Source organism: Aeromonas sp. FDAARGOS 1402, from assembly GCF_019046925.1.
GTDB lineage: Bacteria > Pseudomonadota > Gammaproteobacteria > Enterobacterales > Aeromonadaceae > Aeromonas > Aeromonas caviae.
This window is the reverse complement of sequence record NZ_CP077203.1, coordinates 39,413-54,395: the sequence shown is the minus strand read 5'-3', so window position 1 is coordinate 54,395 and position 14,983 is coordinate 39,413. Positions and strand designations below refer to the sequence as shown.

At 61.4% G+C, this 14,983-nt stretch carries 19 protein-coding genes and 1 pseudogene; 18 read left to right on the top strand and 2 right to left on the bottom strand.

Going from position 1 to position 14,983, the window contains the following annotated elements:
• Positions 1–9: 9 nt before the first annotated feature.
• The 18 genes from I6L32_RS22460 (at position 10) to I6L32_RS22375 (ending at position 12,148) form a co-directional block, all read left to right on the top strand.
• Positions 10–597 carry a glycoside hydrolase family 108 protein gene (locus I6L32_RS22460; protein ID WP_130627554.1) on the top strand — a complete coding sequence of 196 codons (588 nt, stop codon included), beginning with the start codon at positions 10–12 and terminating at the stop codon, positions 595–597.
• Positions 594–896, top strand: coding sequence for a hypothetical protein (locus I6L32_RS22455; RefSeq protein WP_069652688.1), 303 nt, complete (start codon positions 594–596; stop codon positions 894–896). Before I6L32_RS22460 ends, I6L32_RS22455 begins: the two co-directional genes overlap by 4 nt.
• Positions 889–1,110: a hypothetical protein gene (locus I6L32_RS22450; protein ID WP_043133770.1), complete on the top strand. Its 222-nt coding sequence runs from the start codon at positions 889–891 to the stop codon at positions 1,108–1,110. The genes I6L32_RS22455 and I6L32_RS22450 overlap by 8 nt, the downstream gene beginning before the upstream one ends.
• Before the next feature lie 21 nt (positions 1,111–1,131).
• The gene (locus I6L32_RS22445; RefSeq protein WP_042074576.1) at positions 1,132–1,359 is read left to right on the top strand and encodes a TraR/DksA C4-type zinc finger protein; all 228 of its coding nucleotides are present in this window, start codon (positions 1,132–1,134) and stop codon (positions 1,357–1,359) included.
• 59 nt (positions 1,360–1,418) lie between these two features.
• Positions 1,419–1,721 (top strand): DUF2730 family protein, encoded by a 303-nt coding sequence (locus tag I6L32_RS22440; RefSeq protein WP_128296927.1) that lies wholly within the window; start codon positions 1,419–1,421, stop codon positions 1,719–1,721.
• Positions 1,718–2,014: a hypothetical protein gene (locus tag I6L32_RS22435; RefSeq protein ID WP_010674005.1), complete on the top strand. Its 297-nt coding sequence runs from the start codon at positions 1,718–1,720 to the stop codon at positions 2,012–2,014. Before I6L32_RS22440 ends, I6L32_RS22435 begins: the two co-directional genes overlap by 4 nt.
• Positions 2,015–2,016: 2 nt before the next feature.
• Positions 2,017–2,592: a DUF3486 family protein gene (locus tag I6L32_RS22430; protein ID WP_130627555.1), complete on the top strand. Its 576-nt coding sequence runs from the start codon at positions 2,017–2,019 to the stop codon at positions 2,590–2,592.
• The gene (locus I6L32_RS22425; RefSeq protein ID WP_210538336.1) at positions 2,592–4,151 is read left to right on the top strand and encodes a terminase family protein; all 1,560 of its coding nucleotides are present in this window, start codon (positions 2,592–2,594) and stop codon (positions 4,149–4,151) included. The genes I6L32_RS22430 and I6L32_RS22425 overlap by 1 nt, the downstream gene beginning before the upstream one ends.
• Positions 4,151–5,722 (top strand): DUF935 domain-containing protein, encoded by a 1,572-nt coding sequence (locus I6L32_RS22420; RefSeq protein ID WP_210538337.1) that lies wholly within the window; start codon positions 4,151–4,153, stop codon positions 5,720–5,722. Before I6L32_RS22425 ends, I6L32_RS22420 begins: the two co-directional genes overlap by 1 nt.
• The gene (locus tag I6L32_RS22415; protein WP_210538338.1) at positions 5,722–7,197 is read left to right on the top strand and encodes a phage minor head protein; all 1,476 of its coding nucleotides are present in this window, start codon (positions 5,722–5,724) and stop codon (positions 7,195–7,197) included. The genes I6L32_RS22420 and I6L32_RS22415 overlap by 1 nt, the downstream gene beginning before the upstream one ends.
• Positions 7,194–7,394, top strand: coding sequence for a hypothetical protein (locus tag I6L32_RS22410; RefSeq protein ID WP_210538339.1), 201 nt, complete (start codon positions 7,194–7,196; stop codon positions 7,392–7,394). Before I6L32_RS22415 ends, I6L32_RS22410 begins: the two co-directional genes overlap by 4 nt.
• Positions 7,394–7,840, top strand: a complete 447-nt coding sequence (locus I6L32_RS22405; RefSeq protein WP_210538340.1) for a phage virion morphogenesis protein — start codon at positions 7,394–7,396, stop codon at positions 7,838–7,840. The genes I6L32_RS22410 and I6L32_RS22405 overlap by 1 nt, the downstream gene beginning before the upstream one ends.
• A 202-nt stretch (positions 7,841–8,042) precedes the next feature.
• Positions 8,043–9,188 (top strand): phage protease, encoded by a 1,146-nt coding sequence (locus I6L32_RS22400; protein ID WP_210538341.1) that lies wholly within the window; start codon positions 8,043–8,045, stop codon positions 9,186–9,188.
• Between the two features lie 54 nt (positions 9,189–9,242).
• Positions 9,243–10,151, top strand: a complete 909-nt coding sequence (locus I6L32_RS22395) for a Mu-like prophage major head subunit gpT family protein (protein WP_202014440.1) — start codon at positions 9,243–9,245, stop codon at positions 10,149–10,151.
• A gap of 95 nt (positions 10,152–10,246) precedes the next feature.
• Entirely contained in the window at positions 10,247–10,555 is a 309-nt protein-coding gene (locus tag I6L32_RS22390) for a hypothetical protein (protein WP_210538342.1), read from the top strand.
• Entirely contained in the window at positions 10,552–10,968 is a 417-nt protein-coding gene (locus tag I6L32_RS22385) for a gp436 family protein (RefSeq protein WP_210538343.1), read from the top strand. Before I6L32_RS22390 ends, I6L32_RS22385 begins: the two co-directional genes overlap by 4 nt.
• Positions 10,965–11,402: a hypothetical protein gene (locus I6L32_RS22380; protein WP_210538344.1), complete on the top strand. Its 438-nt coding sequence runs from the start codon at positions 10,965–10,967 to the stop codon at positions 11,400–11,402. The genes I6L32_RS22385 and I6L32_RS22380 overlap by 4 nt, the downstream gene beginning before the upstream one ends.
• Positions 11,399–12,148 carry a hypothetical protein gene (locus I6L32_RS22375; RefSeq protein ID WP_216945358.1) on the top strand — a complete coding sequence of 250 codons (750 nt, stop codon included), beginning with the start codon at positions 11,399–11,401 and terminating at the stop codon, positions 12,146–12,148. Before I6L32_RS22380 ends, I6L32_RS22375 begins: the two co-directional genes overlap by 4 nt.
• Before the next feature lie 1,094 nt (positions 12,149–13,242).
• On the opposite strand, the pseudogene I6L32_RS22370 reads toward I6L32_RS22375, so the two are convergent.
• Together I6L32_RS22370 and I6L32_RS22365 are read right to left on the bottom strand one after the other, a co-directional pair.
• Positions 13,243–14,329, bottom strand: a pseudogene (locus I6L32_RS22370) (IS3-like element ISAs22 family transposase).
• Between the two features lie 49 nt (positions 14,330–14,378).
• Complete coding sequence (locus I6L32_RS22365; RefSeq protein ID WP_216945356.1) at positions 14,379–14,912, bottom strand: RelA/SpoT domain-containing protein; 534 nt, start codon at positions 14,910–14,912, stop codon at positions 14,379–14,381.
• Positions 14,913–14,983 lie beyond the last annotated feature (71 nt).

The window sequence follows — 14,983 nt, the reverse complement described above, 5'->3', positions numbered from 1 at the left end:
GGGCCTTTTATGTTGCCTGATACCTATCCCATAGCGCTTGCCTGGTTGCTCCGTCCCGATGTGGAAGGGGGCGAGGTCAACCATCCGGCCGACCGTGGCGGCCATACCAAGTTCGGCATGGCCGATGTCGCCGACGGCAGGAAGGACGGCATGATCGACCTCGATCGGGATGGTCGGCCGGACATTGCCGTCGGGGATGCGACCCCTGCCCACGCCCAGTTGTTTTACCGCGCGAACTACTGGCTGCCCGCCCGTTGCGATCGGGTTGATAGCGTCTGCCCGCTGATTGCCATTGCCCTGTTCGACGGCGCCGTGCATCACGGCCCTGGTCGCTCGGTGCGCCAGTTGCAGCAGGCGCTCGGCGTCTTGGCCGATGGGGTGCTGGGCTCCCATACCTTGCGGGTGCTGGCCGCCAAGACCGGTCGAGATGGTGGTCGGGCCCTGCTGCTCACGCTGCTTGAGATCCGCGCCGGCTTCATGCTCGGCATCGTGCGCAAAGACCCGAGCCAGTGGGCCAATGCCCACGGCTGGAGCAACCGCCTGCTGCGCCTGCAGAGTTACCTGCTCTCGACCCGGTTCGGTGAGGGGGCGGCATGAGCAAACCCAGCCTCATCAACAAGCGCCGCCAAGCGTTGCAAGGGATCCAGGCCGCCGGGTATTTCGGCATCCCCGAACTCAAGAATCCCCGTTACCTTGCCTGCTTCAAGGATGGGCGCCGCGCCCATCTCAAGGCCGCCCTGGCCGGTGCGGATCTGGAGGCCATCCCGCTCTACAGCCATCACGCCACTCGCCAATCCCTGTACGAGCAGGGCTGGCGGTCGGTAGGGGAGCTGGATCGCCTGCGGGCCCGTGCCCGTCTTACCCCACCTCAACAGAAGGAAACCCATCATGCCTGATTCCCTGTTACCCCAAGCCAAGCCTGCGCTCAGGAGCCGCGCCGTCATCGGCGGCGTCATCGCCGTGGGGGCCGGTATCGCCGGCCTGTTCGGCGTGCCGGTCGATGTCGGTACCCAAACCAGCCTGGTCTCCACCGCCGTGGATCTGGCCAGTGCCATCGGCGGCCTGCTGGCCATCTGGGGCCGCCTCAAGGCGACCCACGTCATCAAGTAATCGGTTCGCAAGGAGACACCCTTGAGCGACCCCATAGACCGCGCCCAGCAGCTCGACGCCGAGCGGACCGGGCGCCTTATTGACGCCCACCGGGCAAGGCCCAAACCCCGTGGCGATGGCATCTGTTGCGATTGTGATGAGCCCATCCCGATTGCACGGCTGCATGCCGAACCCGATGCGCCGCGCTGCATCGAGTGCCAGACCCTATTCGAGCGCAAGGAGGCAATCCGTGTGGGATTTCATCGTTAAGGGGAACAGGAGGCCGCTGCTAGGCCCGATATTGCCGAACCAGACGAAGGGGGCCACCGATGTGGGAATTTATCGTTAAAAACTGGGGGCCCCTGTACGCCCTGGCCAGTCTGGTGGGGTTGATCGTCATCATCTTGCTCTCCAAGACCTACGCCAAGCGTGAAGATGTCACCGGCCTGGCCGCCAGGGTGGCCAGGGTCGAGCAGCAACTCTCGGATCTGCCGACCGAGAAGGAGCTGCACACCCTGCAACTGGAGATCAGCGAATTGCGTGGTGAGCTGCGGGCACTGGCGCCGGAACTGCGCCAGGCCCGCCGGCTCGCCGACCTGCTGCTGGAAAATGAACTCAAGGAGAGAACATGAGCATTCAAGGGATATTGGACGCCCAGCAACGCCTGGTGATCTTGCGATCCTTGCTCGATATCGGCGGGGCCGCCAACGAGTCGATCCTCAATGATTGCCTCGACCAGCTGGGTACCGGCCGGGTGTCCCGGGATCGGGTCAAGACCCTGCTGGCCTGGCTGGATGAGCAGGGGCTGGTGCGCATCGAGAAATTGGCCCAGGTGCAGGTGGCGCACCTGACCGGCCGGGGCCAGGACGTGGCTGAAGGGCGATCCAGCGTGCCGGGTGTCAAGAAGCCTCGGGCGGAGGATTGACCATGGCCGAGAAACCGACCCGGGGCCGCGCCAGCAAGGTGTGGCTGCTGCCCGAAGCTATCCGCAACGCCCTCAACGAGATGCTGCGCGACAAGGGCAACAGCCAGGCCGCCATCCTGGACGAGATCAATGGTCTTATCGAGGGCGCAGGGTTACCCGATGATCTCAAGCTCTCCCGCTCAGGGCTCAGCCGCCACGCCAGTCAGGTGGAGCAGGTGGGCCAGCACCTGCGCGACTTACGGGAGACCACGGCGGCGCTCACCTCCCAGCTCGGTGACAAGCCGATGGGAGAGACCACCAAGCTCATCCTGGAGCTCGGCCGTTCCCAGCTGTTCAAGGCGATGCTGGCCCAGGTGCAGAACCCGGAGGAGGCGGTGGATATCGACATGCTGAAAAACGCCATGTTGGCGGCCCAGCGGCTCGAATCCACCGCCATGCAATCGCATCGCCGGGAGAAAGAGATCCGCCAGGCCTTTGCCGAGGAAGTGGCCGCCAAGACCGAGGCCATCGTCACCCAGGCGGGCCTGAGCGGTGAGGCCGCCGCCGAGATACGCCGCGAAATCCTGGGGATTGTCTGATGACCACGATCGTACAGACCCCTATCGCACAGCAGTTGGCCCAGACCCTCGGTACTGAATACAGCCCCGACGAGGTGTTGCTGCCCTACCAGAAGATTTGGATAGCCGACGAGAGCCCGCTCAAGATCGCCGAGAAGAGCCGCCGCACCGGGATCACCTGGGCGGAGGCGGCCGACGCCGCCCTGACGGCCTCCAAGACCAAGACGGCCGGGGGCTGCCACCACTTCTATGTAGGCAGCAACAAGGAGATGGCGCGAGAGTTTATCGATGCCGTGGCCATGTGGGCCAAGGCGTACAACAAGGCAGCAGGCGAGATCCAGGAGGAGGTGTTCACCGACGACGAGGACAAGGCGATCCTCACCTTCGTGGTCTATTTCGCCTCGGGCTTCAAGGTGCAGGCGCTCTCCAGCAACCCCTCCAACCTGCGGGGGATGCAGGGCAATGTCACCATCGACGAGGCGGCGTTCCACGACCGGCTCGCCGAGGTGCTGAAAGCTGCGATGGCGCTGACTATGTGGGGGGCCAAGGTGCGGCTTATCAGCACCCACAACGGCGTGGACAACCTGTTTAACCAGCTCATCAACGACAGCCGTGCGGGCCGTAAAGAGTATTCCATCCACACCATCAGCCTGGACGACGCCTGCCGCCAAGGGCTCTATCGTCGCATCTGCCAGGTCAAGGGCACGCCCTGGACGCCGGAGGCCGAGGAGAGCTGGAAGGCCGGGCTGCTCAAGGCCACCGCCACCGAAGAGGATGCGCTGGAGGAGTATTTCTGCGTGCCCAAGCAGAGCAGCGGCGTCTATATCAAGCGCACCCTGATCGAGCGGGCCATGCAGCCGGAGATCCCCATCCTGCGCTTCACTTCCCCTGCGGACTTCGAGCTGCAAAGCGAGGAGACCCGCAAGGCGGTGGCGGAGATCTGGTGTGAGGAGAACCTCAAGCCCTGCCTGGAAGCGCTCGATCGCAATTGCCGTCATGTACTGGGGGAGGACTTCGCCCGCAAGGGGGATCTCTCGGTGTTTGTTCCGCTATCCATCGCGACCAGCCTGCGCAAGACCGTGCCCTTCGTGGTGGAGCTGGTCAATGCCCCCTATGAGACCCAGCGCCAAATCCTGTTCTACCTGCTGCAGGGGCTACACCGCTTCACGGCGGCCGCCTTCGATGCCACCGGTAACGGCGGTTATCTGGCAGAAGCTGCTCGGCTGCGCTGGGGCGCCAGCATGATCGAGTGCGTGATGCTCAATGACCCCTGGTACCGGGAGTGGATGCCCAAGCTCAAGGCCGAGTTCGAGGACGACAACCTGGTGATCCCGCGCCATGCAGACGTGCAGGACGACCTCGGCAAAATCCAGGTCATCAACGGGGTACCCAAGATCGACAAGGGCAAGAACACCGGCCAGGGCGGCCAGCAGCGTCACGGCGACTTTGCGGTGGCGCTGGCCATGGCAGTGCGGGCGAGTTGGATGGAAGGGGGCGCCATCGAGTTCACCCCCTTACCTGGTAAACACGATTCAGAGCGCAACGACGACTATCACCGATATGAAAGAGGGGGTTGGTAATGGCCGGACTCATCGACATTCATGGCAACTCGCTGCGCCTGCAGAAGGAGCCGCAGACCGAGAACGACGCCAAGCTGGCCCAACTGCGTCGTCACTACAGCGAGCATCCCACGGTGGGGCTCACCCCGGGCAAGGCTGCAGCAGCGCTGAAAGAAGCGGAGGAGGGGAGCCTCATCGCCCAGTGCGAGCTGGCCGAAGACATGGAGGAGAAGGACGCCCACCTGCAGAGCGAGCTCGGCAAACGGCGCCGGTCCCTGCTCGGGGTGAGCTGGACCATAGAGCCGCCCCGCAATGCGACCCCCGCCGAGCAGCGCGACTGCGAGATGATCCGCGAGCTGCTGGAGGACTTCACCTGGTTGGATGACGCCATCTTTGACGCCACCGATGCGGTGCTCAAGGGGTTCAGTGCCCAGGAGTTCAGCGGCTGGGAGATGGTGGAGGGGCTGCAGCTCCCCAAGGGCATCGTCTGGCGCGATCCCGCCTGGTTCCAGACCCACCCGGATGACTGGAACCAGTTGCGGCTGCGGGACGGTAGCAAGGAGGGGGCAGCCCTCAATCCGTTCGGCTGGGTCATGCACAAGGCCAAGTCGAAGTCGGGGTATCTCGCCCGCACCGGCCTTATCCGCACCCTGGTCTGGCCCTTCCTGTTCAAGAACTACAGCGTGCGGGATCTCGCCGAGTTTCTGGAGATCTATGGCCTGCCGGTGCGCCTGGGCAAATACCCGGAAGGGGCGACCGAGAAGGAGAAGGCGACCCTGCTGCAGGCGGTGCTCTCCATCGGCCATAACGCTGGCGGCATCATCCCCCGGGGGATGGAGATCGATTTCCAGAATGCGGCCAACGGTCAGGCCGATCCCTTTGTGGTGATGATGGACTGGTGTGAGCGCTCCATGAGCAAGGCCATCCTGGGGGGAACCTTGACCAGCCAGGCCGACGGCAAGAGCTCGACCCATGCGCTCGGCAACGTCCACAACGAGGTGCGCCAGGAGGTACGGGATGCAGACCTTCGCCAGCTCGCCGCGACCCTGACCCGGGATCTGGTCTATCCGCTGTTTGCCCTGAACGGCAAGAGCTTCCAGGGGCCGCGCCGCTGCCCGCGCCTGGAGTTTGACGTGACCGAGCCCGAGGACATGCGCGATCTGGCCTATCCGCTGCGGGCCCTGGTGGGCATGGGGATGCAGATCCCGGCCCAGTGGGTGCGGGACAAGCTGCAGATCCCGGCACCCAAGGAAGGGGAAGAGGTGCTGGTCATCGTCGACAAGCAGGCAGGGGCCGGGGAGGCGGCGCTCAAGGCGCAAGGGTTGGCGGCGCTGGCGGCAAAGTCCCCTGCCCGGGGTGATAACAACGATGCCCAGCTGGCCCGGCTGCAGGCCGAGGTGGCCCCTTTGCTCGCCGGCATGACCGATGCTGTCCAGGCACTGGTGATGCAGGCCACCACCCTGGAGGAGATCCGGGATGGCTTGCTGGCGCTGGAGCCCAACCTCAGTCATGACGAACTGGGGGCGCTGCTGGCCCAGGCCATTGCCGCCAGCGAACTGCTCGGCATGCTGGAGATGGAGGAGGGCAACTGATGCCCGTTCGTTACGGCAGTCTGCCGTTTGAGGAGGCGATCGCCTTCTTTCGCCAGAAGCTGAATATGCCGAGCGAGCGCTGGGCCGATGTGTGGCGGGACGCCCATAACCGCGCCTTTATGGTGGCGGGGGCGACCAAGACTGACTTGCTGGCCGACCTGCGCGGGGCGGTGGACAAGGCGATCAGCGAGGGGCAATCCCTCGGTGCATTCCAGAAAGCGTTCAAGGAAATCGTGGCTCGCCACGGTTGGGTGCATACCGGCCCGGCGTCGTGGCGCTCTCGCGTCATCTTCGAGACCAACCTGCGCCAGAGCTACAACGCCGGGCGTGATGACCAGATAGAGCGCATCAAGCACAAGCGCCCCTATGCGCTCTATCGCCACGGCGACTCCGAGCACCCCAGGGAGCTGCACCTCAAGTGGAACAACCTGGTGCTGCCGGTGGACCATCCCTGGTGGGAGACCCACAGCCCCAGCAACGGCTATGGCTGCAAGTGCAAGAAGTTCCTGCTCTCCGAGTCAGATCTCAAACGGCGGGGGCTGACGGTGGGCCAGGCACCGGATGACGGCAATTATGAGTGGGTGGACAAGGCGACCGGGGAGATACACCGGATCCCCCGTGGCATCGATCCGGGTTTCGATTACCGGCCAAAGACGCCCGCCGCCCTGACCGAGGCCGTGGCCAAGCGGGAGGCGGCGAAACCCGCGCTGGCCGAGCGCTTGCCGCAGCGGTTGGTGGAGAGCGCCTTTTCGACCGCCAAGGGGGTGACGGCGCAGGGGGTCAGCGATCTGCTGGCCCAGCTACCCGCACCCCAGCGTGAGCCCTTGGCGGCCTTCCTCAAGGCGCACCCGGTCAAGACCCTGTTTATCAAGCAGACCGAGATGGGCAAGGGGGCGGCAGGGCTCAAGGTTGCGCCGGCCATCGCCGAGTACCTGGGCACAGACCCTTACCTGGTTCGCTCCCTCTATTACACGCGCCGGGCCAGCGCGACCAACGGCTTTACGGCCAAAAGCTGGGGCCATCTGGTTATCAAAGTGAAGGCGGGTGATACACTCAAAGCAGTGGACATGCAGGCGGTGCAAGCGGCGGCGGCCGAGGTGGTCACCGATGCCCATGCCAACACCGGGCCCCGTCACTGGTTGCCAAGGGGGACCAGTGGCGAGACCTTGCGCCGTCACTGGAGCATCTCCGCCAACGTCGGCGGCAAGCAGGGGGAATCAGCCCAGCGGCTCTCAACCTGGTTGCACGAACTCGGTCACCAGGTTCACTTCTGGGCCGGGGAGCCTGACCTGACGGGGGTGGGACTGCTGACGGAGTATGCCGGCAAGACCAGGATGGAAGCCGCCGCCGAGGCATTTGCCGCCTGGGTCTTGGCGAGGGATGCCATGGTGACGCATTTCCCCGAACTGGCCAAACGAGTGGAGGCCATGCTGGCCCAGGCCACGACCGCCAGCCGCAAAGGAGAGAAAGGATGACCCTGTTGGAACAAGCCAGCGCCCTGCTGGCAGAAGATGGCCCCTTTACCCTGGCACAGGCCAAGGCGCTGGATGCCTTGTGCGAACAAGCCGAAGGTGAAGAGGCAGAACTGTTGGGGGATCTCTGGGCCGCCGCCATGGCTGCGGCTGATGAAGAGGCCATGCACTTTATGACCACCTTCGAGGATGACGCCTGATGGCGGGCAGCTTTATCGCCATCAGCCACCACGGGGTGGCCGATGCCCATGAGCTGCTGGCCAGGCTCTATCAGCGCACCGGCGACTTGAGCGAGCCCCTGGCGGATATCGGCGAGGGACTGCTGCTGTCGCACCGAGATCGCTGGGATGCGCAGGAGACCCCGGAAGGAGATCCCTGGGCCCCGCTCTCGGACAAGTACCGCGCCCGCAAGCCGCGCCATGCCGACGAGGTGCTGCGCCTGAACGACGATCTGCGCGACACCCTCAACTATCAGGCCGATCCCCAGGCCCTCTACTTCGGCACCCCGCTGGAATACGGCGCCGCTCACCAGTTCGGCCGCCCCGAGATCAACCTGCCTGAGCGCCCCTATCTGGGGCTGTCGGAAACAGACCAGCAGAGCGTACTGGAGACGCTGGAAGGCTATCTGACGGCGGACGCGCCCTAAGCCTCTGAGTGCGTTTACGGGGGCAGGGCCGGTGCGATGGCATGGCCCGTCCGCTCTTGGCCCAGCAAAACGGTGTTTAAACACCCTTAAACAGTACCGGCACCCCCTGCTGTTGCAGTAACCCACCATAAACCCCACCCCTCTCTCTCCTCCCTGACACTGGCACCAGTGATTTTTGCTATGTCCAGCCGGAGTAAGAGTGATGCCCCCATCTGCGATTGCCGTGGCCATCTTGAATGCCAGACCCACTACCCTGGGGCTGGCCGTGCTCGATGCGGTGCTTGGCCCGAGCGACGACGGTTGGCACCAGTTACTGCCGGTGGGCCCGTTCAAGGCCAGGGATGGCCGCCCCTTCGATGTGCCTGGTGGCCACTGGCAGCTCGACAAGACCATCGCCACTACCCTGATCAACCGGGCCAAGGCGCTCGGTCAAGACATCCTCATCGACTACGACCACCAAACCCTCAAGGTGGATCAGAACGGCCAGCCCGCTCCGGCGGCCGGGTGGTACAACGGCGACGAAATCGAGTGGCGCGAGGGGGAGGGACTCTTTATCAAACCCCGCTGGACCGAGCGGGCCGCCGCCCTGGTCGCTGCCAAAGAGTATCGCTTCCTCTCTGCCGTATTCCCCTATGACGCCCAGGGCCGCCCCCTGGAGCTGCGCATGACCGCCATCACCAACGATCCCGGGGTGGTGGGTATGCAGGCGCTGGCGGCCTTGAGTGCTCAACCGATCCAACCCGGCCAGCCGGCCACCCTCACCAAGGAGAACTCCATGAATGAACTGCTGAAAAAGCTGCTGGCCAAGCTCGGCATCGAGCTGACCGGTGACCCGACCGACGAGCAACTGCAGAAGGCGCTTACCGAGCTCGACAGCCTGCAGGCCAGCGCCAAGAAGGCGCCGGAGCTGGAGGCCGCGCTCTCGGCCGAGAAGACCGCTCTGGCCGCGCTCAAGGCGCAGACGACCTCAGTACAACAAGGAGCCCAGGTTGACCTGGCGCAATACGTGCCGGTGGCGACCTATAACGCCCTGGTCACCCAGGTGGCGGCCCTGACCGCCCAGGTGGACACCACCGATGCCGCGACCCTCATCAAGGAGGCCCGCACCGCAGGCAAGGTGGTGGCGGCCGAAGAGGAGTACCTGACCGCCTATGCCGCCCAGAAGGGGGTGGCCGCCCTCAAGGCCCTGCTGGAGCCGCGCCCGGCCATCGCCGCGCTCACGGCGAGCCAGACCGCTGCCGTCACCCTGCCGGAGAAGAAGGGGGAGGCCGTGCTCTCGGCCGAGGACAAGTACGCCGCCGACCAGCTCGGCATCAGCCACGAGGACTTTGCCAAGGCCAAGGCCTGAGCAAGCCCCGTTTCACGCGAAGGCAGTTCCGTTTAACCAGAGAAGGAATAGACCATGGCCATGATTACACCCGCGCTGCTGCAGTCCCTCTTCACCGGCTTCAAGAAGAACTTTGAGGACGCCAAGAGCGAGGCGCCGACCCAGTACACCAAGATCGCCACCGTGATCAAATCGACCACCAAGTCCAACACCTATGGCTGGCTCGGCAAGTTCCCGAGCTTGCGCAAGTGGGTCGGGGATCGGGTGATCGAGTCGATGAAGACCCACGGTTACCAGATCGTCAACGAGGACTTCGAAGCCACCGTGGCCGTCGATCGCAACGATATCGCGGACGACGAGCTGGGCATCTATGCCCCGCTGTTCGCCGAGATGGGGCGCTCGGCCGGGGTACATCCCGACGAGCTCTGTTTCGGTTTGCTGGGAGCCGGTTTCACCACACCCTGCTACGACGCCCAGTATTTCTTCGATACCGATCACCCGGTCTATCCCAAGGTCGATGGCACCGGCACCCCGGCGCTGGTGGCCAACCTGGTGGTGGATGGCGCCTATACCGGCGAGCCCTGGTTCCTGCTCGATACCAGCCGCGCCCTCAAGCCGATCATCTTCCAGGATCGCAAGTCCCCCGAGCTCATCGCCATGACCAAGATCGACGACGAGGCGGTGTTCACCCGCAAGGAGTTCCGCTACGGGGTGGACTGCCGCGACGCCGCCGGCTTTGGCTTCTGGCAGCTGGCGTTCGCCAACAAGCGGGCGCTGACCCCCGACAACCTGTGGGATGCCTACAGCCGGATGCGGGAGTTCCAGGCGGACGGCGGCCGCAAGCTTGGTATCAAGCCGACCCTGCTGGTGGTGCCGCCCGCCCTGGAGAAGTTGGCGACCAAGATGCTGGAGCGCGAGCTGGAAAGCAGCTCCAGCAACGAGCTCAAGGGCAAGCTGGAACTGGTGGTGGCGGACTACCTGTAAGCGCTGTTTAACGGCAGGGTTAAACGAGCGAGTGTGGGCGTTTAACCCCCGTTTAAACCGGATCCTGGATTGAACGAGACAGAGGGAAACATGAGATGGAACACGAGATGGAACAGGCTATTCGAGTTGGCATCACATCGACGGTTCGTCAGGTCTATTATCGCGCGGCCCTGGCGATTGCACCTGGTAAGTCTGAGCTGGCTGTGTCGCCTGTGCAGTGCGAGACCCTGGAGGCCGATCCGCGCCTGGTGGTCACCCGCCTGGGTGAAGACGTCGCCCTCGCGTCGGCTGATGCACCGCAGACGAACGGGGATCTGGACGCAGCAGTGGGCGGCCTGAGCCCGGCCCCTGATGCGGCAGAGCCTGCGGCCGCACCCGCCAGCAGCAAGAGCAAAGGCAAATGAGCTACGCCAGCGTCAGCGATATGGTGACCCGCTTTGGCGAGGCGGAGCTGTTGCGCCTCGCTATGACCCCGGCCGGCGAGCTGGATGACGCGGCGATCACCGTCGCCCTGCAGGACGCCAGCGCCCTGATCGATGGCTACCTGGCGGGACGCTACCCGCTGCCGCTGGCCCATGTGCCGAGCGCCCTGGTGCCCATCTGCGCCGATATCGCCCGCCACCGCCTCTATGGCGAGCAGGCGCCGGAGCAGATCGCCAAGCGCTATGAGGCGGCCCTGGCCTTCCTCAAATCGGTGGGCAAGGGAGAGCTGGCGCTGGGCCTCGCGGCAGACGGCGAGCAGGTGGAGAGCCAGAACCTGGCCCAGCTGCAGTCCGATGGCCGGATCTTTGGCCGGGGAACTGGGGGCTTCCTATGAGTGCCCCCACGCCTGAACTCGACTACCTGGCGGCGGGGGAGCGGCTGCGCGAGCTGCTGCTGCCCTTGAAAGGGCAAGGGCTCAAGGAGGTGTTTGTGGCCACCGACCTGGAGGCGGTGGCCAACCTGGGGCAGCACACCCCGGCCATTCATGTAATTTACCAGGGAGAGCGAGAGAACGAGAGCAGCCAAAGCGGGCGGCAAAGCGCGTTTGACCAGGTTTGGCTGCTGGTGTTGGTGCATAGGGCCACCCCCAAGGAGGCCAGCGCCGGGGTGTGGCTGGGGCGCATGTTGCAGGCCGTGGCCGGTCGGGCCTGCGGTGACAGTACCTTTCGGCGTGAAAGCGCACCGGTCAAGCCGAGCTACAAGGGTGGGGTGGTCTATCTGCCCCTCGCCTTCAAGACGACAGTGAAATTCAAGGGAGAACGGTCATGAGCGAAACACTGCACCTGGAAGGGGATCTCTATATCGAGACCTTCACCAACAACGTCTCGAACGGGGTGATTGGCCCGGTGGACGTCAACAGCCTGGAAGTCAAACCGGACAGCGAGAAGATCAGTATCCCGAGCAAGCGCAAGCACAAGCTGGGTCAGGCCCGGGAAAGCTACTTCGTGCCCAAGCCTGCCACGGTCAACATCAAGACCAGCGAGATCCCGCCGGTGCTGCTGGCCGCCGCCTTTATGGGGCTGGAGAGCCCCATCAACCAGGGGGCGGGGACGCTGACCGAGGTGCCGGTGACCCTGCTGGCGCACCCCAAGTGGGTGAGCCTGGGCAAAACCAACCTCTCGGCCACCGGCCTGGTGGTGACGGAAGGGGCCACGCCGCTGGTGCTCGGTACCGACTTCGAGATCAACTATGCCCTGGGGCTGCTGCGGGCCACCAAGACAGGCGCGGTGGCAGACGGTGGGCCCGTGACCGTCAGCGCCAGCTATAACGCCGTCACCGGCACCCGCATTGCCGGCAACGTGCAGCCGGAGGTGAAGGCGAAGCTCACCCTGGATGGGCGCAGTGTGATCGGTGGGGAGTCCATTATCCTGACAGTGCCCCGCGCCAGTCTGGCCCCCAAGAAGGCGGTGGACTTCCTGAGCGACAAGCCCATCGAGATCGAAACTGGAGGGGGAGCTGCTGGCCTGGACGGCGAAGATGCGCCTTTCTATGTGGATCGGCCGGGGACGGTGTGACGGGTGGAAAGGAAACGGCGGGGAGACCCGCCGTTTTGTTTGAAGAAATTTTAGGTCAACAGGCTACCAGCCCACAATACTACAAATACTGCCCATGCTGTTTCAAAACTATAGCCAGTAAATTTCATAAATAGAAAACTAAAAGATTTTTCCATATATACCCCCTTATTATCTGAATCCAAATGAGCATCGCTCAAAAACCACCGAGAAAACGAATGAAAATTATGATAATGAAGGCAGCAAAGATGTAGGGTATAGAAAAAGGTAGCCCAAGTGAGATGACCCCAGTTGCTGGTCTAAAATCTCTTATCGTGGATTTTTATTGTTTCACCCTTTTGTGGGTTGTCAATCATTCTCATCTTTTTTTAAATGGTTAGAGTGTGGCCTAAACCGGCTTGCCACAGAAAGGATGGGTTGAGGTTGGGCGCTCGTAGAGTAGCTCAACATAAAGATGGCGGAAGGGGTCCGCCATCTTTAAATAATTGGAAAATTACTCTATACCTATTGGGGTAGACCTGAAGATCTATTTTTTTTTGATTGCCTTTTGTACATTTTTCTACCACCCAGAATCGTACAAGCATCATTCACAAGTCGAACAAAATCACTAGCATCAGTAAAATAGTTCCTGAAAGCTAAGCGAACTTCTTCGCTGGTATCGGCACGAACCAATACAATATCTCGTTCCGGCATCCTTTTCTCAAGCTCGAATAGTGCTCGTAATGCATCAGTAGCGTCACGATAGTTACGAACCTCTAGGTCACCTTCTAGAGAGAATTAAGAATAGAGTTTCTTTTATCAGTGACATCACTCTTCGTGACATTCAGGCCTCGTAACGTCTGCATCAGGTGGAGTTCTCTATCGAGTTCCAGAAACTCGTTCAGAACTTCTTGATCAGTTGCACCTGGGAAGGGGCCTGTCTGTTTCTCATGAGCTCGAGCTAGCAATTCACTTGCTAATGCCATTGCCTTTTCATAACGTTTATCACCACGTTGAAACTTAGGCTGACTCTGTGTAATGAAGCCAATGACTTCAACAGCTGTAGCCCATGCGTGCTGGGGTAATCCCCCCATTTTTGGAGCACTCAAAAGTAGAGGTCATGCGGCCTGTGCCAAGCGCTGTTTCGGCGTGTAGCCGCCCAGCGCCATATTGGGCCGCTCATGGTTATAAACCCACAGCCAGTTCGTGGCAAATTCCTGTAACTCATTCAGTGACTCAAACAGGTAATGGCCCAACCAGTCGTAACGCACAGTGCGGTTAAATCGCTCTATGTAGGCATTCTGCTGCGGGTTGCCTGGCTGGATATACCTCAGCGCAATCCTCTTCTGCTGCGCCCATTGCTTGAGCTCTTCGCTGATGTATTCCGGACCATTATCACAGCGGATTGCGGCTGGTTTGCCCCGCCACTCGATGACCTGCTCCAGCACCCGTTTGACTCGCGAGGCAGGCAAGGAAAAATCCACCTCGATGCACAGTGCTTCGCGATTGAAGTCATCGATCACATTAAACAACCGCACCGAACGACCATCGCTGAGCTGGTCATGCATAAAGTCCATCGACCAACAGTGATTCGGTTGGTCAGGGACTGCCAACGGCTCCGGCTTGGCCCGCACTAGCCGCTTCTTGGGTTTTATCCGCAGATTGAGCTCTAGCGCCCGATAGATCCGGTAGACCCGCTTGTGGTTCCAGCCAAAGCCTTTGACGTTACGCAGGTACAGGAAGCACAGTCCGAAACCCCAGTTGCGCTGGTTGGCGGTGAGGCGCAGCAGCCAGTCGGCAATCTCCTGGTTTTCATCAGCCAGCACGGCTGATAACGGTAGCAACCCTCGCTCACCTTGAACACCTGGCAAGCCAGACGGATAGAAATGGCGTAATGAGCCACAGCCTTGGTCGCCATCTCCCTGCGGGCAGATGGCGTCACCACTTTTTTGCCATCGCCTCGGAGATGATCTCAGCCTTTAGGCGCTCCTCGGCATACATCTTCTTAAGGCGACGATTTTCCTCTTCCAGCTCTTTGAGGCGCGCCATGAGAGAGGCATCCATGCCACCGAATTTGGAGCGCCACTTGTAGAAGGTGGCGGAGCTGATGCCATGCTCACGGCAGAGCTCAGGGACGGGTGAACCAGACTCGGCCTGCTTGAGGATGGCGATGATCTGTGCATCGCTAAAGCGTGATGTTTTCATGTAGAACCTCCTGCGTTCAAGATACGAGAAAATTCTACTTATGAGCACCTCAGTTTTTCGGGGGATTACCCTGGACTAGTGTTCTATATTGGATTTCAATGTACAAACCAGTAAGGCGTTTTCCTGAAATAGAATTAACATCATACTCATAGATGTCGTGAATTCCACGATATCCAGTTCGTTTCGGAGTTTTTATGTAGTCATACTTATCCGGATCATTTCGAAGTCGATGCTTAAATCTGGCCTTATGGAACTTGCTACGAAACGCTAATAGCTCATCAGTAGAGTGAAAAATTAGCCGGCAGCCTGCAACATCATCCATTCGTGCTAATTGCATCTTTGGAAAACGCTTTAGCTTGTCAAAGATTGTCATTTTTCGCTTATGACGCTGAGCCACGGAGATGTTCGTGTGACTCGTACGGTTTCGAAGTATAGCTTGGAAAGTATTCAGTACACCACGATGCGCAGCTCGCCATTCCTCAATAATCTGGAAGTCCTCTGGTGTCGCTGTATTCTGACGGATACGCTCGCCAGCTTTTATTACTCGTGATTTCGAACCTCCAGGATATTGTGCTTCATCCACTTGCTCCTCCAATGATGTCTTTAAATCCTATGTTAGGATGAGGCAACGTAAACGAACACGTTCGCTGCCTG